Origin of the sequence: Holdemania massiliensis (assembly GCF_022440805.1) — a bacterium.
Lineage (GTDB): Bacteria > Bacillota_I > Bacilli_A > Erysipelotrichales > Erysipelotrichaceae > Holdemania > Holdemania massiliensis_A.
The window spans coordinates 3,632,317-3,652,041 of the sequence record NZ_JAKNTK010000001.1 but is presented as its reverse complement, the minus strand read 5'-3'; the positions used below and the strand labels follow the sequence as shown (position 1 = coordinate 3,652,041).

The following is a 19,725-nucleotide window of genomic DNA, read 5'->3' as shown; positions in this document are numbered from 1 at the left end:
CAATCCTTACGGATACAGAGATCCCATCTTCCTTGACAATATTACTATATAGGAATATCCTTTGAAGTAAGGAGAGAAATCATGAAAACATACGGAGGATTTCTGATATCGCAGATTCGTCAGCTCAGCAGCCGTACCTTTGAAAAAATATTAAAGGAAAAAAGCATCGACGCCTTTAACGGGCCGCAGGGCAGAATTTTGTATGTGCTGTGGGAACACGGAGAGTTGTCGATATCCGATATCGCCCGTTTGACTTCGCTGGCCAATACGACGCTGACGGGAATGCTGGATCGGATGGAGGCACAGGGATTGGTTGTTCGGATTCCTGATCAGCATAACCGCCGGCGGATTCTGATTCAGCTGACGCCCAAAGCCAGACAGCTGCAGGAGGCTTATGATGAGGTATCGGAAAGAAACAATGCAATCTTCTATGCCGGCTTTACCGAATTAGAGATTCAGCAATTTGAAACGATGTTAAAACGAATTCTGCAAAACTATGAGGAGGAAAATGATCATGAATGAAACGCTGAAAACACTGCAGTCCCTGCGCTCAATCCATTGGCAGTTTAACGAAAAACCGGTTTCCCATGAGGATGTTGAAACGATTGTTGAGCACAGCCTGCACGCGGCCAACAGTGATAATCTGACCGATTATTCCGTGATTGCCGTGACAGATCCTAAAATCCTCAGCCAGCTTACAGAAGGGGAGTCCGGCGGCCAGGCCCTGACCTGTCTGGTGTATGCCATCGATCAGACGCGGATCATCAAATGCGCCAAAGCGTTAGGTTACGATGAGTATCAGCCCTGGCACCGGCTGTATAATTTCTTCATCATGATGGCGGATGTCTGCGCGGCTGCCCAAACAGCGGTCATTGCGGCCAAATCAATGGGCATCGATTCATTGATGACCAATTTTTCGCATCGGCATAAGCCGCAGGAAATTATGAAGCTGCTGAATATGCCGCAGGAATACTGCTTTCCTGTAATTCAGGTCGTGCTGGGCTATACCGACAAGGATCCTCAACAGACCCGCGGTCGGCTGGCGGTGAAGCATGTCTTGCATTATGACCGCTATGAACCTGCCTCGGAAGCGGAAGTCCAGGAAATGATTGCGGAGATGGATCAGGTTTATCCGGAATATATCAGTGATCAATACAAGCATGCCCTGGATTGGTATTTTAACGAATGGTTTATCGAGTGGTACGATGAACAAGTCTATCAGGATTTATGTGATTGTTTGATCCGCTCCAAACTGCTGGGTGAGCGGCCGGGGTTCAGCGCCGAGGGCTTGATTCAGAAATAATATCCGTTGGTTAATATCAACAAGAGATACAGAAACGAGCTTTATTAAACCGTTGTTTTTATGATAAACAAGTCATCCATTCATCCCCCATTGCCGGGAAGACCGGATGACTTTTTAAATCACTGCTGGAAGTCAGAATGATATCGATTCACGATGATTTTAACAAAGATATTTTGGATTATGCGGTGGCAGCAGGTGTTTCGGCGAGGGTCATTAAAATGATGGATCCGAAAGAACAGAAAGAATAAATGCAGCGTGATTGAAAAACAAAATGCTGGAGTAAGGGGCTGACCGATGCTGACCTTATTTTGCTTGATCATATAAGAAAGCTGCGTTTAGCAAAACACATCAGAAACTGTTGGATAAAAGGGATAAGGATTTTTCAGGAAATTTGTTCGAGGGTACAAAACTTTACCTTTTATTAACCATCCGTCCGATAAAATAAAAAGGATGGAGGTCGTATGTTATGAAAATTTTAATCATTGAAGATGAATATGATCTGACAGAAGCGCTTATCGAAGGATTCCGCAGCTGCGGTTATATCGCCGAATATGCGCTCGATGGAGAACAAGGTCTGGAAATGGCCCTGGTCAATGAATATGATCTGATTATTTTGGACTTAAATCTGCCCAAGCTGGATGGTTTGAAAGTATTAGAAGAACTGCGCCGTCACAGCCAGGATCAGCGGATACTCATTCTATCCGCCCGATCATCCGTTGCCGAGCGGGTGGAAGGCCTGAATCTGGGGGCCAATGACTATCTGCCGAAACCCTTTGCCTTCGCTGAACTGGAAGCTCGGGTGCGGTCACTGCTCCGTCGGTCCTATATTCAAAAAGACTCCGTTTTGACTTGTCATGGAATCCGATTGGACACCAATACGCGGGAAGTGTCGGTCAACGGCAAGCCGTTGGCTTTATCCCCCAAAGAATATGCGATTCTGGAATATTTGTTGTTAAATAGGGATAAGACAATCAGTGCCGAAACGTTGATTGAACATGTCTGGTACAGCGATACCGACTATTTTTCGGCTTCGGTTAAAGTTCATCTCAGTACCCTGAGAAGAAAGTTAATGAGTGCCTGCGGCAAAGAAATCATCACCACTGTACGGGGCAGCGGCTATTTGATCCGCTCGGAGGATTGATATGAAATTGCCTTTAAGAATGAGAATCACGCTTACCACAGCGGGAGTTCTCTCCATTTTCTGCATTCTTCTGACTTTATCTTCTGTGCATAACGCGAATCAGATGATTGTATCCAAAGCGATCGATCAGACGGGCAACCAAGATTTTTTCCCCTCTGAGCCCTTCAAGACGGAAGGACCTCAAGTCACCGATATTGCTCGCGATACGCAAGTCATCGAAGGCGCCAAAAGCTTTACGAATACAAGTTTTCTTTTTATGGGACTGGCCGTTTTGACCGGAACACTGATCGTCTACTTCATGTCAGATTATGCCTTGAAACCTATCCATCAGCTCAGTGAACAGATAGAACAGATTAATGAACGCGATTTATCGTTCCGAGTTCATAAATTCACGGCTGATCAAGAGCTGCAGTCGCTGGCCGTCGCCTTCAACCAGATGCTTTCCCGGCTGGAAACTGCTTTCCAGCGGGAAAAACGCTTTTCTTCCAGCGCCGCCCATGAACTGAAAACACCGCTGACAGTCATCCGGACGCGGCTGGAAGTTTTGGAATTGACCTCTGATCCCACTGTTCCGCAAGTGGAAAAGGCACTTCATGTCATTCGAAATCAAACCGAACGGATGATCTCTCTGGTTGACGATTTATTTTCACTTTCCTCCAATTCCGGATGTCCGATGAATGAGGACGTGGAAGTGAGCGGCGTGATTCGGGAAATTGTGCAGGAACTGAGACCCGCGATGGAGCAGAAGCAGCTTCAGGTCGATGTTTCCTTGGAAATGGCGCAGATCCGGGGCAATGCGGTGGTCATCAAACATGCGTTATCCAATGTGATTGAAAATGCCGTGAAATACAATTCCTTTCAGGGACGGCTCAGGATATCCCTGAACGCGGAGGCGAAAACCTGCCGGATCCGGATTCAGGATTGGGGTCCGGGTATTCTGCAGGAACACATCGAACATATTTTTGAGCCATTTTATCGGGTGGATTCTTCACGATCCCGCTCCATTGCCGGAGCGGGGCTGGGGTTAGCTCTGGCGAAAGAAATGATTGAGCTGCATCAGGGAACTATCCAGGCCGAAACACCAACCGAGGGCGGCAGCCTGTTTACAATAACGCTGCCTGTCCATCAACATTCTACAGAGTGAATGTGAATCGGAGTGACTGCAAAGACGGTCACTTTTTCTTTACCCATTCTTAACCTTGGACCCTTTATACTGACGAAGAAATCAGGAAAGAGAGGTCATGTATGAAAAAAGGATTAAGCTGGTATTTCCAACAGCCGCAATCGAAAAAAAGGAAAATGCTGCTTATTTCTGGCTGTGCCGTGCTGCTTATCGGTGCTATCGCAGTCAGCCTGATGAACAGTCGGAAATCAGAACCGGTCTTCCGGCAGCGCGAATATACGGTGACCCGCGGCACCATTACCGTCGGGGTGGAAGGCAGCGGTAAAATCGAGACAACCCGTCTGCCGTTGAGCTTTCCGGAAAATTTGACCTTTGAACGCTATTGGGTCCAGCCGGGGGATGAGGTTCAGGAAGGTCAGCCTTTGGCCGAAATATCCAAAGAAGCCCTGGAGGCGCTGATCCGTGAGCGGCAGACTGCTTACAACAATGCTAAGGCTGCTTTGCAGTCGGCAGAAAACGCAAAGACCGCTTTTACGCTTGAAGCTGAAAAAAATGCCCGGCAAATTACCGAAGCGAGCAAAGCGGCGTTTGAGGAACGCATGAAACCCATCCTCAATCAAATTGAACAGTTGGAAAAGAAACTGAAAGAACTGGAAGCGGCAGCGGCGGAAGCGGCGAAGCTTCAGAGCGAGATCCAAGCCGCACAGCAGGAATATGAAACAGCACAGTCGGCCTGGCAGCACGCTGCAGAAACGCTGTCAACATATTCCGGAAGCGATGAACAGGAGCGGGCGCAGTTAAAGCTCAATGAAGAAAAAGCGAAAGCAGAGATGGAGCGTCTGACCGCGCTGCTTTCCCAGCTGAAAAACAGGCAGGCCCAGGCCAGTGAAATCTTGAACTCCGAAGAAACGATCGAAAGCCTTCAACTTCAGCTGAAAACCGCCATGCAGGAACGGGATTCCCTGAATGACGCCCGAGCGGCGGAGATCCAGCGTGAGAATGAAAATGCAGCGCTTCAGAATCAGCTGAATCAGCTGCAGCTGGAGAATCTTCAGGCCGCGATAGACAAGGCCAAGGGTGAACTGGAAAGAGCCAAAGAAGAATTGAAGACAGCTCAGGACTTATCCCAATCGGTCATTCTCTATGCGCCGCAAAACGGCATCGTGATTACTACGGGTTACAGCAAAGGCGAAAAAACAGTTCCCGAGAAACCGGTGATCGAGCTGGGAGACCGCGATCAGTTATGTCTGACTTTAGAAGTGGAAGCCGCAGAGATCAATGAGGTGCAGACGGGGCAGGAAGTTTCCATTCTCGTTGATGTTTTTCCTGATCAGCCAGTGAAAGGCCGCGTTGTTTTCCGCAAGCTTGTCGCGGCGGAGGGAAAATATACCGTTGTCGTTGAACTGGACCGCGGAGATCTGGAGATCCAGGAAGGAATGACTGCGGGCGCGACGATCATCGCTAAAGAGAAATCAGACATTCTGATCTTATCGAACAAGGCGATTTTCTTAAAGGATGGAAAGCAGAAAGTAAAGCTGAAAAGTGAAGACGGCACGATCAGTGAAGTAGAGATTGTTACTGGATTTTCCGACGGGCAAGTCAGCGAAATTGTGAGCGGCCTTTCGGAAAATGATGTTGTCATTGTGGAGAACTGACGATGCGGCTGACGGAATTACTGCGGCTGGTCTGGATTCATGTCCGCCAGAATCGGCTGAAGGTCCTGCTGAACTCGTTAGGAATTATCGTGGGTACGATTACGATTGTCCTGGTGATTGCCATCGGTCAGGGCGCTGAACAGGAGGCGGCCAGGCAGTACTCCAGTCTGTCCGCGGATACCTTGTATCTCAAAGTCGATTACGGAGCGGCGATGAGAGCCAAGCAGATCCGCGTGGAACCGCTGACCCCGGAGCTGCTTCAGCATATTCTCGATGAATCTTCGGTCTTGACCGGAATGTATCTGCGGCAAAGCACGATGAAACAAGTGAAATTTGGAAAAGAAAAGGCTGATCTTACCATCGTCGGCGTGACAGAGGGCTATTCGGAAATCTCCAATCTTGCACTGACAGCGGGATTCGATTTTTCAGAAGCTCATTATGAACAGGGCGCCAACGCTGTTATTTTGGGCTATAACGTCGCTAAAACCTATTTCAAAAATGAAGAAGAAGCGGTGGGAAAGACGCTGACAATTCAGCAGAAGCGATATCAAGTCATCGGCGTGCTTCAGCGCAGCGGTGACGGCCTGCAGGGTATCAGCACCGACGATGCTTTATTTATTCCTTATGCTAACTATCAGGCAAAGGGATTCTCGAATGAATATGACTTTCCGGAAGCGGTCGGGAAAGCCTCGAGTGTGAAAAAGATCAAACTTGCGATTCAGGAGATTCGCAGCACACTGGATTATTATCTGCAGCACGGTGAGCTGTATGACATTGAAGATGCCGGAAGCCGAATTGAAGCGGCTACCGCCTCAGCCAGAACAATGAATGCTTTGTTAATCTCGATGGCAGCCATTGTCTTTGTCGTCAGCGGTATCGGAATCATGAATGTTCTGTTTGTCACGATCCGGGAAAGAACCTGTGAAATCGGTATTCTCAAAGCCCTGGGAACCCGTCGGAAAGATATTCTAGTTCAGTTTTTGCTGGAGTCTTCAGCCATTGGTGTTTTCGGCGGATGCGTGGGCGTACTTTTGAGCTTTATCGCTCTGCCCTTGCTGGAGCGTTCAGCCAATATTCCGATTGTCCCGGTTCCTCAGGGAATGATCATAGCGCTGATCTTCGCTGTCGGAACGGGAACATTATTCGGATTTTATCCTGCTTACTGCGCTTCTAAACTGATCCCGGTAAACGCACTCAACGTTGAATAACGCAGTGGTGTTTATATATAGAAAAAAAGGAGAAAAACGATGAAAACTTTATTGAAACTTACGCTCTGCATGATTACGGTCTTATCCCTTGCCGCCTGCGGCACAAACAATCAGAAAAAAACACCGGTGAATGAACCTTCCTCGGTAACGCCCACCCATAATCCGCAGGCGCCGGCCGCGGACAGCCAGACGCTGTACTTCGGCACCGTTAAGAGTATCGCCGGGAATGAAGTGGAACTGAGTCTGGCTGAAATTCCTGAGTTTCTGAAGGAACGTGAAAATGAAAAGGATGGAAAAGAAAACGGTCCAGCAGGGGGAACCAAGCCAGGCGAAGGTTCTGGCGGAGTCACGGATATTCCGGAAGGGGCGGACCGGTCAGACACAGCGGCGGATACCAGCAGCGACGGCTCAGCTGCGTCTTTATCCTCGGTGCTGGAATATACTGGCGAAACCAAAGTCTTTACACTGCCGGCCGGGATAGAAATTAAAGATAATACCGGAGGTAAAGGCGGATTGTCCAGCATTCACAAAATGAGTGTGCTGAAAATTGTGACCGATCAGGAAGGTCAGGTCAGTCTGTGTGAGATCTGGGAATAAATGCTGAAACTCTGCCATATCAACAAAGCCTATCCGATGGGAGAAAGTCAGCTTCCGGTGCTTAAAGAAGTTTCCCTTTCCGTATCCAAGGGTGAATTCATCACAATTTTAGGAGCCTCCGGTTCCGGCAAAAGTACACTGATGCATATCATCGGCTGCATGGATAAGGCTGACAGCGGCACTTATGAACTGGATGGAGTCCGCATTGACAGCTGCGATGAGGATGAGCTGGCGGTGATCCGCAATCAGAAGATCGGTTTTATTTTTCAGAAGTATCATCTGATTTCGCAGTATGATGTCCTGATGAATGTCATGCTTCCGCTGCTGATTCGCGGACAAACGCGGGCTTCCGCGCTGCCTGAAGCTGAAGAAACGATTCGGAAGGTAGGTCTTTGGGATCGGCGCACGCACCTGCCGAAGGAATTATCGGGTGGTCAGCAGCAGCGAGCGGCCATCGCGCGGGCACTGATCACCAAACCGGCTGTCTTGTTGGCCGATGAGCCGACCGGAGCGCTGGATTCAAAAACCGGCCAGGAAATCCTATCCCTGTTTCAACAGCTCAATGAAGCAGGAAATACGATCATTCAGATTAGCCATGACCTGAATGTCGCCAACGCCGGACGCCGAATTCTGTATCTTCAGGATGGAATTTTAAGTTCGTGAAGAGGAGGGTCTGCCTAGAAATGAGGATCTGTTTTGCTTCTTTAACCCTCGTTTTGACTTTTCATTGATAATCCCGGGACTGCTCTGTGGGCAGCCGGGATTTTTACTTTTTAGCAGAAGGCAAGACCTGTGTTTTAAGGATATTGAGAGTTTTTGCGCAGTTTCCCATTTTATTTAAAAGGTATTGTTGTATAAAAAAAGCTATAACCTTTTTCCACGTTATAGCTTTTATCTTACCAATTTGGTGCGCGTGAAGGGACTCGAACCCCCATGGATGAACCGCCAGATCCTAAGTCTGGTGCGTCTACCAATTTCGCCACACGCGCATGCTCAAATATTATAACAAGACTTCTGGATTTTGACAAGAATACGCAAAGCGATTTTAGTCATCATTTCGGTATGTTGTAATTGGTAGTCTATCAGAAAAAACATTGAGAAACACAGGATAAAAGATGTGATTATATACTCGGACAAATGTTGCGGACTGAAAAATATCAAAAAGTAACTTACTCTTAGTCTAACAGTGTATTCAGATGCATAATTCCATTTTTGGCAGTTTCTGCTAATTCATTCCAATCAAGATTTCCGGATTCCCTTAATCCGAGAACTTCCAGTATCAAACCTAAATTCATGCCGCTGATAATATGTATATGTTCGTTCATCAGAGTTGCTGCCAAGTTGCAGGGTGTTCCCCCTAAAAGATCGGCTAAAATCAATACCCCTTCACCCGTATCATTCTGGACGATCTGTGCTTTTAATCGTTCTAAAAAATCATCCGGAGTATCTTCTAACTGCAGACTGACAGCTGCCATCTGCTCAATTTTGTCTCCAAAAAACAGAGTTGCGGAATTTATGATTCCCTCTGCCATTTTGCCGTGACTGACTAATATGATTCCAATCATGATCATTCCCTCTTTTCTGGATTATTCTATCTCAGAACAATTATCAGTTCTATGCAAAAAAATTGTATGAGAATACTAAAAACAATCGCATAAAGATGAAGCCGGGGTCAAATATGATAAAAGACAAGGGAGCGGGGGAATTCGCAATGAATCGTTTTTTTCTTAGAAATTATATTGAACTCTGTCATCTGATTGTCAATGGAGAAACGGATGTTTCGAGTTTTCAGGCTTTTTTTGATCTGAGTAACTATGAAATGACTATGGACCTAAATAATCTGAGGGAAATCGCCGCTGACTTTGGGATTTCACTGATTGTCAATACCCGCAAGATCACTTTCGAAATAATTGATCAATCTCGATTCGACATGAAATTTCGGTATTGCCGAGCTTTTTATTATCGACATCGTCATAGTTTTCAATCAAATAAGGATATCCTGCTTCAGGCTTGTATCGGAAAACTGTTGCTTTGGTCCAGAAATTCAATCAGTGTCGAAACCTTAGCAGATACAATTGGATATTCACGATCCAGTATTCGCAATGCTGTCCGGGGAGCACGGGAATTTGTCAGAACTTTCGATATTTGGGTAGAGAATGTACCTTATTATGGCCTGAAAGTCCGCGGTAATGAATTTGATATTCGACGTTGTTTCATTTCTTTGTATTCTCTGTTCGATATTAATATTATTCCTAGTCCGGACAATCCGAATATTCTGTGGGGTTATCAGACCGAAACTTATGAAACAATTATTCGAATGATTGAAACTGTCTTGGATCAAAATTCTTATCCTATTCTCAATATTGAAAAGCGTAGGCTGACTAGTTATCTCATTATCCAGAATGCAAGAATTCGGGCGGGATTTCCGTTAACCAAGTTTGAGCACTGCCATGAGAAGCTGTTAAGGCAGGTTTGGAATTTACCTGTGTATTCAATTGCGGAAACATTATTAGAAAAGCTAACACGTGAACTGAATTTAGGCCCGTATGATCAAACTGAGATCTGTTCTGCAGCGATTTTACTTCTCGTTGCAAATCCAAATATTGATGAAAACGTCGATTTGGTTCGGCATTTTTTTCCTGAATCACTGGCGGATTTAACTGAACAAATTTGTAATTATTTTGCTGATAATTTCAATTTGAATTTAATCCAGGAACCGCTGGTAGATCGCTATCTAAGCTATGCATTAAGTCAAATCATATTAAAGTATCAGTTCAATATGCTCATGAATAAAGCTACTAATTTAGGTGGCCGTGATTCGCTGACGACCGAGTACCCGTTGTTAAGCTGGCTAACACGAGAAGTAACTCATCTGCTTGAAGATTTTTTTCAATGTCCGGTAGCTTCCAGTCAAGCGTCATCGCTGGCTGAAATCTTATCGTTCAGCATCCAACTGACGTCTTTAAAATATCATCGGCAGAAAATTGCGATCATATCCAGAACCAGCCGCATGGAACCAACATTCATCAAAAAATTGATCGAAAAAGAAGTGGATCATGACTATTACAGCGATCTGAATTGTCTGGGCTACAACGAAATTGTTAACTGGCAGAGTCAACAATATGATCTGATCATAAGTGATACAGTGACTCAGAAATTCAACTGTAAGGTATTTCCGCACGATGTATTACCTTATCATCTGAACAATTTGAATGACTTCATTCGAAAGAACCGAGATTTATGTGAGGACGTGCTTCACGAGATTGTATCACTCCCTTTAGATCTCAACAATCGTGACAGTGTTGAACGGTTGTTTAACAGGATTAGACAGCAGCTGCCGCCTTTAGCTTTATCAGTCAAAGATGAATTTGTTGCTTCCGAGAATTATAATGGCAGAATTGTGACAATACTCCATCATTCTCAAATTATGCGGAATCAGCTCATCGTTGGCAATATCAGCCGAAAAGTTCTTCGGGGAGGAGTACGCTGTTTTTCTTATATCTTTTTAATAGCTCGTCTGGATTCAGAAAATATGCGCTTTTTTAATGTGCTGCTGCATGAATTAGTCTGCGAAAATACTTTCCTTAAACGGCTGATCAATGAACCGAGTCAGCAGATTGTCAACGAACAGATGAATTTGATTTTAAAATGAATGCGAGGTGGAAACTACATATAGATAAGAGAGCTGTAAATATCAAATATTAACTTTTCTTGGACGAGATTAATTTTCATGCGAATTTTTTAAATAGAGAATAAAAAAGCACGAACTGGAAGTAGGCAGTTGACTACTTATAATGAAATCAGAAAGCGCTAACATTCCGTATCTCTGCTGTCCGGCCGGGGTATGAGTCATGGAATTTTAGGGGACTTAAGAAAGGAGGAACTCATGCATGATCTTACAGTTGAGACTAGATGAAAGATTGATTCACGGCCAGGTAGTAACCGCTTGGTCCCGTGCATTGAATGCTGATACATTGATGGTTGCCAATGATGAGGTTATCAAAGATCAGCTGAAAGTAAAGATGTTGTTAATGACAGCGCCTGCGGGTAAAAAGGTTCATGTTCGTGGCGTTGATGAATCGATTCGTTTGTTAAAAGACCCACGGGCAGACAAAATGCGTATCTTATTGATTGTGGATAATCCTGCAGATGCAATTCGTTTGGTTGAGGCTCTGCCTATTCACGAAGTGAATGTGGCTAACTATCGAAAGAAGAAGTCACGGGATAAAACTGTGATTCATGCCTATTGCAGTGCAGATCCGGAAGACTTTGAGTTGTTTAAGAAATTGAATTCTATATCAGAATCTATTTTCTGCCAGATGCTTCCCTCTGTGCCCAAGGAGAATTTTTCAGAATTATTAGTTAAAGCAAAACCAGAAAACAAGTAAGAAGGCATCTCTGTTTAACTAAAGGAGGAATAGGTTATGATTCAAGCTCTTCTCATTGCTCTGACTTATTATATTTGTCAGTGCATCGATGGCTTTGTTGGTTTCCAAACTGCAACTCGGCCGATTATTTTAGGTTCTGTAACTGGATTAGTCTGCGGAGATCTTAAAACAGGTGTAATTATGGGAGCTGAACTGGAGGCAATTTACATGGGAATTTCCGGTATTGGCGGAGTTGTGGCTGCCGATTATCGTACCAGTACAGCAGTAGGTGTTGGTCTTACCATTTTATCAGGAATTAGTATTGAACAGGGACTTGCCATTGCTGTTCCTATCGGTGCCCTGATGAATTCAGTGAATCCGATTACGCAGGCGATTTCTAACTCCATCCAGCCAATTTCTACACGATTGGCAAATGCTGGGGAGGTTCAGAAATTTCGATGGGTTATGATTTTGGAGATGTTGTTTGTTCGGTTTACTCTGCCGGCAATTATTATTTTCCTTTGCTGCTTCTATGGCTCGGAAGCTGTTGAGATTATGTTCCAAGTAGTACCTGCCTGGCTTCTTAACGGTCTCAGCGCTGCCGGTGGAATGTTGGTGGTCGTTGGATTGTGTCTTACTACTCAGGCTATTTTTTCTCAGTCTACACCGTTCTATGTGCTGCTCGGTTTTATTCTCGCTAAATATCTGGGATTAAGCACTTTGCCAATCGCTATTCTGGCGCTTATTCTGGCTTACGTAGGCTTTACTCGAAATTATAAAATGCAGGAAATAGAAAAGAAAATATCAACAGGCGGAGGAGATGATTTCTATGGCTAAATATGTATTGTCCAAAGAAGAAAAAAGAATGCTTAATCGCTGTTATTACTACTCTTTGAATACGTTTATGGCCTTCAATCAAGTTGTTATGCAGGGTAAAGCTTTCGGCATGTCAGTCTGGCCGGCTATTGATTCTTTTTATCAGGATCCTGAAGAGAAAAAGAAAGCGTTTGCCAGAAATGCGAATGAATTCTTTAATACTCATCAAGTAATGCATGGATTGATTACTGGGATTGTCGCGGCGATGGAAAAAGAGCGAGCTGAAAAAGGAACGTTGGATGAAGGCGCCATTTCCGGCCTGAAAGCTTCATTGATGGGCCCATTAGCTGGTGTAGGTGATTCCTTTTTCTTCAATTGCATCCGCGTTATAATTGCCGGTATTTGTATTGGATTGGCAGCTGACGGCAGTATTCTAGCCCCACTCCTGTTTCTTATTTTATACGGCGGGGGATTGCTGCTGGCTAAATACTTCTTCCTAATTGAAGGCTATAAAAATGGCGTCAGTTTGGTTAACGTTGCCTTCGAAAAAGGAATTGTGCCGTTGATTATGGAAGCCTGCGGTGTTTTAGGTTCAGTAATGATAGGCACATTAATAGCCACAAGCGTAAAAGTGAATATTGTTCTGGAACCAGTTATTAATGGTGCAAGCTTTTCTGTCCAATCAATATTGGATGGAGTGATGCCGGGCCTATTAAGCCTGATCTTGTGGTGGGGTGTTTTCAAGGCCTTGCAAAAAGGGATGACGCCGACAAAGCTTGTTTTCCTGATCATGGGAGTTTGTGTTGTTTTAGCTTTCTTTGGTATATTTTAAGTTTTGATCTTAATGGTGAGAAAAAGCCATTGTGAAAAAAGGCAGAATAGTTCCAGACGTTAAAAAGAAAATCTTTTCTTGTTTAAGTCTGGACAATGACAGCCTGCTCGTTTATAACTGAAGATAGAGGAGGACTTAATGTGAAATTGCTTGTTCAGTCTGACGACTATGGCTTTACGCGTGGAATTACGTTAGGAATCCTAGATGCGGTGGAGCGAGGAATAGTTACCTGCACGGGTCTGTTTGTCAATATGCCGGAAAGTGCGTATGCTGCTTCTCGTATTCAAGACTATCCAGAAACATGTTTTGGCATTGATTTTAACATTGTCTCAGGTCCCTGCGTCGCGGATCCAAAACAGATTCCCCATTTAGTGGATGCAGATGGAATCTTTATTCGATCCACTGTTAAATATGCGGATCCGAATTTTGGTCAGGCAGAGCTATGGCCTTACGAAGAAGTATTGGTAGAAATTCGGGCGCAGCTTCAACGATATCGCGATTTGACCGGGAGAAATCCAGAATATCTGCATGGCCATTCAATCAGTCGGGTATCACCAGCTTATATCAAGGCAATTGAAGCTTTATCTGTGGAAAGCGGAATTCCTTACTCGCAAAAGATTTTAAACCAATTTAATGTAGGGAGAATGAAAGGAAGCTGGAATATTAAGCCTTTTTCCCTGGAAAATCAAATGAAAACGAGTGCCTTGGAATACGTTAAAGCGCATGCAGACGAATTGCTTGACTATGAATATGCTATGATCGGAGGGCATGCAGGTTTCATCGATGCTGACATTTTCCGTTGGAGTACATACAGCTTAATTCGCTGCAAGGATCATGAAATGATGACTTCGGATTTTATGAAAGAATGGATTGATAAACATCATATTCAGCTGATATCTTATCGAGATCTGAAGGATACTTCTGATAAAGACTATAGGATTTAACTGACGGTTTCCGTATAGCCGAAGGAGAACGGAAGGAGGGCAGGCAGGGCTGTCGGAAACCTCAGGCGATTTTTGATTTTGGATCGGGCCAAAATTTGAATAGGATTTGGATTTTGACGACAGAGCTGATTAGAGAAGGAGAAATTGGAATGATTATTTACTCTGAACGTGTTTGTCTTCCAGATGGAATCCGACCTGCTTATCTGATTGAGGAAAACGGCAGAATTAAAGCCATTGCCGGCAAGGAAGCGGGATTGAAAGCCGATGTTGATTATGGGAATCAGCGGATTATTCCGGGAATTATTGATACGCATAATCATGGAGCTGCCGGTTATCGCTTTGATGATGCGAATGAAGAAGAACTGAAACAGCTGCTGAAAGCTCAGGCAGCGCATGGCGTAACGGCGATTCTGCCAACGACGACAATCGTAACTCAGTTTCCGATTTTAGCTAAACTAGCAGAGGAAACGTTGGATGGGGCACGAATCGCGGGTATTCATTCAGAAGGTCCTTGGGGTGCCCGAGTCGGAGAAAAAGGGATTAATACCGGTTATCCGCCTGTAGATCTTGACCATGCGAAAAAGATGATCGAAGAAGCCCATGGTAAATTGGTGCTTGTGGATATCGCACCGGAAGTGCCGGGTGCCTTAGAAGCGATCGATTATTTTGTTTCTCAAGGTGTTACGGTAGCCGCTTATCATACCAATGCGAACTATGCGGAAGCGAATCGCGGCATCGATCATGGCATTACGGTAGCGACACATCTGGGCAATGTCATGACAGGCCTGCATCATCGGGATATCGGTACAATGGGAGCGTGCATCCTGCGGGATGAGGTGGACTGCGAATTGATCTGTGACGGTCTGCATGTCTGTCTGCCGATGATTCAGCTGGTCATGAAAATGAAAGACCATGACCGGATTATGTTAGTTTCGGATAATGGGGCTTTCTTAGGCGCACCGGTAGGCCATTACAAGGGCGGCAAAAAGAATGAAAACAGTGACCGTGCAGTGCTGGAAGTCACCCCGGAAGGGTTTGTGCTGAGTCAGACGGGACGGTTGACCGGTTCCAGCATGCCGGTTTTGTATGGCATTGGCAATTTGGTGGAGAAACTGCATATGCCGATGGAAGAAGTCGTGCGGATGAGCAGCGCAAATCCAGCCCGCAAATATAACCTCAAAAACAAAGGTGAACTGGCTGTGGACAAAGATCTGGATCTGGTCGTCATCGATGAGGATTATAACGTTGTAGCCACGTATGTTGAAGGACGCAAGGTCTTTGACCGGGCCGTAGAAAAGAGTCCGTTCAATGAGAGCTTTTTGCAGGAGTATAAGATCGACTGATTGATGAGCTAAGACGATCAAAAAGCGGAACGATGAAAACAAGACGAGTGAAAGGAGAAGTTCTCACATACCCTGCTCGTCTTTTTTCTTGTGGGAATGAAAGAAAACAGGCAAGCCTAAGAATAATTCCATGTCGGGCCGCTGACCGAAAAGGATTAAAAAAGCCGTTTCATCAACGGCAAAATTTTTAATTTAATCGAGTTTGGCTAAAATATGCTTTTCCACGAAATCAGCCCAGCCCTCATCTTCCACTGATTTTTCAGTAATGAGATCCGCGGCAGCTTTGGTGTCTTCTGAACCATTCAGCATACAAACACCGACGCCAGCCACTTGAAGCATGCTGATATCGTTGGTCATATCGCCGAAAGCCCAGACTGATTCAGTATCGATGTGATGATCCTGACAGAATTTCAGAAGCAGTGCTCCCTTGGAAGCTTTGGCATTGCAGAACTCAAACATGGTGTTCTCCGTTTTAAATCCGACAAACCCCGACATCGGATATTCCGCAACCCGCTTTTCAATGGCTTCCATATCTTCTGCCCGAACCCGAAAGCCGATCTTAGCGGCGGGCTGCTGCCAGAATTCAGAATCATCTTTGACCACATGCGGAAGAACTTTGTTTTTCACAAAGGCTGATGAAGAAGAAACGTTCTGATCCAGACTTCGGACATAAGCGACGCCGTTTCTGCCCAGCGTGGGATTGCAGGGAAAAGGCGCCATGATTTCCAGACACTGACGGATCCATTCTGGTTCCATGGAATACAGACTTTCTGTAGTTCCGGCTATTCCATCATAGATCTCTGAACCGTTCAGACCGATGAGGATTTCGCATTGTATATTCCACATTTCTTCTAAGATGTGGAGCTGATCAATGGAGCGGCCGGAGGCCAGGCCAAATCCAATGCCTTTTTTCTTAAGCTGATTGATGCAGGTTTGGGCCCGCGGGGTGACATTGTGATGCTTGGGAACTAACGTATTGTCGATATCACAGATTACAAGCTGAATTGGTTTCATAAAATTCTCATCCCCTATTAATAATATAGTGTATCAGATTCGCGGAATTATGGAGCGGTTGAAATGCATTTTAATGAGGAATTTTTTGAAATTTTAACATGGGAATGAAATGGATTATCGAAAATCAACCGCGATGAAAGTGGCGGAACAGAGGGTTTTCATTCTTATATTTCCTTAAGGAAGCAAGTCCTTTGACGGACTTTGGGCATTTTCATTAAAAGATGGGGAAAAACTTTTTAAAAGCAGGATGAAGTGAAAAGATTATGCTTTTTCGTCACCGCAGGATTCCTGAATTATTTCGGAAATCAAACAAATTGCCTGATCTTCCAGTTGCCGGAGGATATCACTGAGATTGTTTTTTAATTTCTGGCATTGTTTGCCGATAAAGCGCAGTTCACTGCGTTTGTCGATTTCCGGAATTCCGGTAAAATCCACGCGGTACAAACGAAGCGGAGCGGGAAGCAAGGCTTTCTGATTCAATTGATGGACGGCGCGGCGGTATTGTTGATCGTGCTGCAAAAATTCAGGGAGCAATGAAAGAACCGGAGTCAGATTTACAGCCTTGTTGGTAATGGCGGCTTGATTGGGAACGCGGATCAGTTCCACAAAGCATTCGTTAAGTGCTTGATCCAATCCTTCTAAAGCTTCATAATAGCGTTCAGTAGCGATGGCAAAATGCAGAATCTCAGCGATATTCTGACCTGAGAGAGTAGGATCTTTATGCATTAGGCGATCCCACTGATCCGCTAGAGATCGCAACGACGGGAGGACAGAACGTGAGATTTCCTCTTTCAGGGAGGTCAGCTGCGCCTGCAGAACCTCTCGTTTTTGCATCAGCGACTTCTTTTTCTTAGATTGAAATGGGCCGGAAGCATGATCAATTTCATAATCCAAAGCCAGGATATCGGTCTGCCTTGTTTCAAGTTCAGCCTGAAGGGTGAAAAATTGTTTGCGGCGATGGAGTTCATCTAATATCCGAGATATGTCGTTTTTCATCTTTATTCACCTCTTATCATCATTATAATCAAAAGCATGCCGAGATGGAAAAAAGATTCAGAAATTTAACAAAACTGAAACTATTTTCATGAAAAGAACTTGTAAAAATGAAAAAATGTGTTGTAATCGTGAAATGGCAGCGCTATAATAAAGCCACTATTACCTTTTGTATTGCAGGTTTTAGAAAGAAATGGGAGATGAAATGATGAAAACAATGAAGAAAGTATTCATGGGCGCTGCTGCTCTGATGATGGCAGTTTCCATGGCTGGATGCGGGAATTCCGGTTCAGGAAATGGTTCAGCAACAACCCCGGATGCTGGGGGCAGCACAGGATCAGATGCAGCGGGGGCTGTGAAGATCGGTCTGCATTATGAACTGACGGGCGAAGTCGCAGATTATGGCAAAGCTGAGTTGAATGGCTCGCTGCTGGCCATCAAACAGGCGAATGCCGCTGCCGGCAGTGAAAAATATGGTTATGTTAAATATGATAATAAGTCCGATCCTACTGAAGCCGTCACTTTGGCAGCTCAGCTGGCCTCGGATGGAGTAGCCGGCGTAGTCGGCCCGGCCACATCGGGTGCAAGCGCTGCTTCGTATCAGATTTTAAACGATGCGAAAATTCCTGTCTTATCACCATCCGCGACACAGAACAATGTAACGCTGACAGATCCGGATAAGATTGACAGCGCTCCATACGATTATGTCTATCGTGTCTGCTTTGAAGATTCATATCAGGGCGCGGCCATGGCGCAGTATGCTTACGATACATTGGGCAAGACCAAAGCGGTGATCTATGGCGATTCCACAACCGATTATGCCAAGGGTCTGACGGAAGCCTTTGAAAAGCAGTTTACCAAGCTGGGCGGCACGATTGTTGCAAAAGAAAATTATGTAAGCAAGGATACGGATTTCTCCTCTGTCTTAACGAAGATCAAGGGTTTGGATTTTGATGTCCTGTATATCCCTGGCTATTATAATGAAGCTGGCCTGATCATCAAGCAGGCGCGGGATATGGGGATTGATCAGGCGGTTGTTGGTTCTGACGGCTTTGATTCCGTTACCCTGGTTGAGCTGGGCGGCGCTGAGAATCTGAATGATGTTTACTTCACGACGGCGTACACAACGGTTGGCGCTTCGGCGGAGCTGCAGGCCTTCATCGATGCTTACAAAGCAGAATACAATGAAGAACCGAATATGTTTGCGGCTTTGGCTTACGATGCAACTAACGTTTTGATTCAGGCGATTGAAGAAGCCGGTTCGTCAGAGGGCGCAGCGGTTCAGGCGGCTTTGGCCAAGATCAGCTTCAACGGTGTTACGGGTTCATTTACCTTTGATGCGACGCATACGCCGATCAAGCCGGTGCTGGTCGTCAATCTGGTTGATGGTGTCCAGACGGATGCGGTTGCGGTCACTCCGCAGCTGGACTAACGCACGCAAAGCAAAACAAAAGAAAAATAGGGGAAGCCGTTCTCCTATTTTTTCCCATTGAGAAGAGGAGGAAACACTATGACCCAGTTTTTGCAGCAGCTGATCAACGGATTGTCGCTGGGGAGCATCTATGCCCTGATCGCGCTGGGATACACGATGGTGTACGGCATCATCAAACTGATCAACTTTGCCCATGGGGATATTTATATGCTGGGGGCGTATATTGGATTTATCTGTACTGCACAGTTAGGCATGGGCTTTTTTTCCGCGCTGATCACAGCGATGGCCCTGTGTGCTTTGATCGGCGTTGTGATTGAGCGGATCGCGTATAAGCCGCTGCGCAATGCCACCCGGATCACCGCGCTGATCACGGCGATCGGCGTCAGCTATTTCTTAGAAGCCAGTACCCAGAAAGTCATGGGAACCGGCGTCAAAACCTTTCCGCAGGTGCTGGCGAATCAGAAAATCATGCTTGGCGGCGTCATGATCACAACCCAACAGATCGCGATCTTTGTGATTACGATTGTCTTGATGCTTTTGCTTCAATATATTGTCCGCAAGACCAAGGTCGGCCGGGCAATGCGGGCGGTCTCGGTCGATGCCGATGCGGCGCGCTTAATGGGCGTCAATGTCGATATGACGATCTCCTATACGTTTGCGATCGGCTCCGCGTTAGCTGGTGCGGCCGGGGTCTTAGTCGGCCTGTATTATAATTCCATCAACCCGCTGATGGGCATGCTTCCAGGCGTAAAGGCGTTTATCGCTGCGGTTTTCGGCGGCATCGGGATTATTCCCGGCGCAATGTTCGGCGGCTTCTTCATCGGCATCGTCGAAACACTGGTCAGCGGCTATGGCAGTTCGCTGTATAAGGACGCTGTCGTTTACATCATTCTGATCATCATTCTGGTGGTTAAACCGGCAGGCTTGCTGGGGAAAAACGTAAAGGAAAAGGTGTAG

Annotated in this window: 19 protein-coding genes and 1 tRNA gene; 16 read left to right on the top strand and 4 right to left on the bottom strand. The window is 45.5% G+C overall.

The genetic code is table 11. From position 1 onward, the window contains the following. Positions 1–81 precede the first annotated feature (81 nt). The 8 genes from MCG46_RS16870 to MCG46_RS16835 all read left to right on the top strand — a co-directional run bounded on the left by MCG46_RS16870 (position 82) and on the right by MCG46_RS16835 (position 7,690). The gene (locus MCG46_RS16870; protein ID WP_240281020.1) at positions 82–522 is read left to right on the top strand and encodes a MarR family transcriptional regulator; all 441 of its coding nucleotides are present in this window, start codon (positions 82–84) and stop codon (positions 520–522) included. After that, a complete protein-coding gene (locus tag MCG46_RS16865; protein ID WP_240281019.1) occupies positions 515–1,303 on the top strand; it encodes a nitroreductase family protein in 789 nt (262 codons plus the stop codon). The genes MCG46_RS16870 and MCG46_RS16865 overlap by 8 nt, the downstream gene beginning before the upstream one ends. A gap of 466 nt (positions 1,304–1,769) precedes the next feature. Continuing rightward, positions 1,770–2,444, top strand: a complete 675-nt coding sequence (locus MCG46_RS16860; protein ID WP_240281018.1) for a response regulator transcription factor — start codon at positions 1,770–1,772, stop codon at positions 2,442–2,444. 1 nt (position 2,445) lies between these two features. Further along, a complete protein-coding gene (locus MCG46_RS16855) occupies positions 2,446–3,588 on the top strand; it encodes a sensor histidine kinase (protein ID WP_240281017.1) in 1,143 nt (380 codons plus the stop codon). 101 nt (positions 3,589–3,689) lie between these two features. Further along, positions 3,690–5,222, top strand: coding sequence for an HlyD family efflux transporter periplasmic adaptor subunit (locus tag MCG46_RS16850; protein WP_240281016.1), 1,533 nt, complete (start codon positions 3,690–3,692; stop codon positions 5,220–5,222). Between the two features lie 2 nt (positions 5,223–5,224). Next, complete coding sequence (locus MCG46_RS16845; protein ID WP_240281015.1) at positions 5,225–6,430, top strand: ABC transporter permease; 1,206 nt, start codon at positions 5,225–5,227, stop codon at positions 6,428–6,430. A gap of 39 nt (positions 6,431–6,469) precedes the next feature. Next, positions 6,470–7,027 (top strand): hypothetical protein, encoded by a 558-nt coding sequence (locus MCG46_RS16840; protein WP_240281014.1) that lies wholly within the window; start codon positions 6,470–6,472, stop codon positions 7,025–7,027. Next, the gene (locus tag MCG46_RS16835) at positions 7,028–7,690 is read left to right on the top strand and encodes an ABC transporter ATP-binding protein (RefSeq protein WP_240281013.1); all 663 of its coding nucleotides are present in this window, start codon (positions 7,028–7,030) and stop codon (positions 7,688–7,690) included. A gap of 242 nt (positions 7,691–7,932) precedes the next feature. Here the strand turns inward: MCG46_RS16835 and MCG46_RS16830 are convergent. Together MCG46_RS16830 and MCG46_RS16825 are read right to left on the bottom strand one after the other, a co-directional pair. Next, positions 7,933–8,016: transfer RNA gene (locus tag MCG46_RS16830), tRNA-Leu, on the bottom strand. Between the two features lie 186 nt (positions 8,017–8,202). After that, complete coding sequence (locus MCG46_RS16825; RefSeq protein ID WP_240281012.1) at positions 8,203–8,592, bottom strand: PTS sugar transporter subunit IIA; 390 nt, start codon at positions 8,590–8,592, stop codon at positions 8,203–8,205. A gap of 146 nt (positions 8,593–8,738) precedes the next feature. Here MCG46_RS16825 and MCG46_RS16820 point away from each other — a divergent pair, with 146 nt between their 5' ends. From MCG46_RS16820 to MCG46_RS16795, 6 genes are all read left to right on the top strand, one after another. Then, positions 8,739–10,679 (top strand): helix-turn-helix domain-containing protein, encoded by a 1,941-nt coding sequence (locus MCG46_RS16820; protein ID WP_240281011.1) that lies wholly within the window; start codon positions 8,739–8,741, stop codon positions 10,677–10,679. 238 nt (positions 10,680–10,917) lie between these two features. Continuing rightward, on the top strand, positions 10,918–11,415 hold the full coding sequence (locus tag MCG46_RS16815) for a PTS system mannose/fructose/N-acetylgalactosamine-transporter subunit IIB (RefSeq protein ID WP_240281010.1): 498 nt from the start codon (positions 10,918–10,920) through the stop codon (positions 11,413–11,415). 36 nt (positions 11,416–11,451) lie between these two features. Further along, positions 11,452–12,231 carry a PTS mannose/fructose/sorbose/N-acetylgalactosamine transporter subunit IIC gene (locus MCG46_RS16810; protein ID WP_240281009.1) on the top strand — a complete coding sequence of 260 codons (780 nt, stop codon included), beginning with the start codon at positions 11,452–11,454 and terminating at the stop codon, positions 12,229–12,231. Next, positions 12,224–13,042, top strand: coding sequence for a PTS system mannose/fructose/sorbose family transporter subunit IID (locus MCG46_RS16805; RefSeq protein WP_240281008.1), 819 nt, complete (start codon positions 12,224–12,226; stop codon positions 13,040–13,042). The genes MCG46_RS16810 and MCG46_RS16805 overlap by 8 nt, the downstream gene beginning before the upstream one ends. A 140-nt stretch (positions 13,043–13,182) precedes the next feature. Next, the gene (locus tag MCG46_RS16800; RefSeq protein WP_240281007.1) at positions 13,183–13,986 is read left to right on the top strand and encodes a ChbG/HpnK family deacetylase; all 804 of its coding nucleotides are present in this window, start codon (positions 13,183–13,185) and stop codon (positions 13,984–13,986) included. A gap of 149 nt (positions 13,987–14,135) precedes the next feature. Then, positions 14,136–15,329, top strand: a complete 1,194-nt coding sequence (locus tag MCG46_RS16795; protein ID WP_240281006.1) for an N-acetylglucosamine-6-phosphate deacetylase — start codon at positions 14,136–14,138, stop codon at positions 15,327–15,329. 192 nt (positions 15,330–15,521) lie between these two features. Here MCG46_RS16795 and MCG46_RS16790 read toward each other — a convergent pair whose 3' ends face one another. Then, positions 15,522–16,343 carry an HAD-IIB family hydrolase gene (locus tag MCG46_RS16790; protein WP_240281005.1) on the bottom strand — a complete coding sequence of 274 codons (822 nt, stop codon included), beginning with the start codon at positions 16,341–16,343 and terminating at the stop codon, positions 15,522–15,524. 261 nt (positions 16,344–16,604) lie between these two features. Then, the gene (locus tag MCG46_RS16785) at positions 16,605–17,339 is read right to left on the bottom strand and encodes a hypothetical protein (protein ID WP_240281004.1); all 735 of its coding nucleotides are present in this window, start codon (positions 17,337–17,339) and stop codon (positions 16,605–16,607) included. A gap of 205 nt (positions 17,340–17,544) precedes the next feature. Between MCG46_RS16785 and MCG46_RS16780 the strand changes: the two genes are divergently transcribed. Both MCG46_RS16780 and MCG46_RS16775 read left to right on the top strand, forming a co-directional pair. Further along, the gene (locus tag MCG46_RS16780; protein ID WP_240281003.1) at positions 17,545–18,768 is read left to right on the top strand and encodes an ABC transporter substrate-binding protein; all 1,224 of its coding nucleotides are present in this window, start codon (positions 17,545–17,547) and stop codon (positions 18,766–18,768) included. Between the two features lie 78 nt (positions 18,769–18,846). After that, the gene (locus MCG46_RS16775; protein ID WP_020225455.1) at positions 18,847–19,725 is read left to right on the top strand and encodes a branched-chain amino acid ABC transporter permease; all 879 of its coding nucleotides are present in this window, start codon (positions 18,847–18,849) and stop codon (positions 19,723–19,725) included.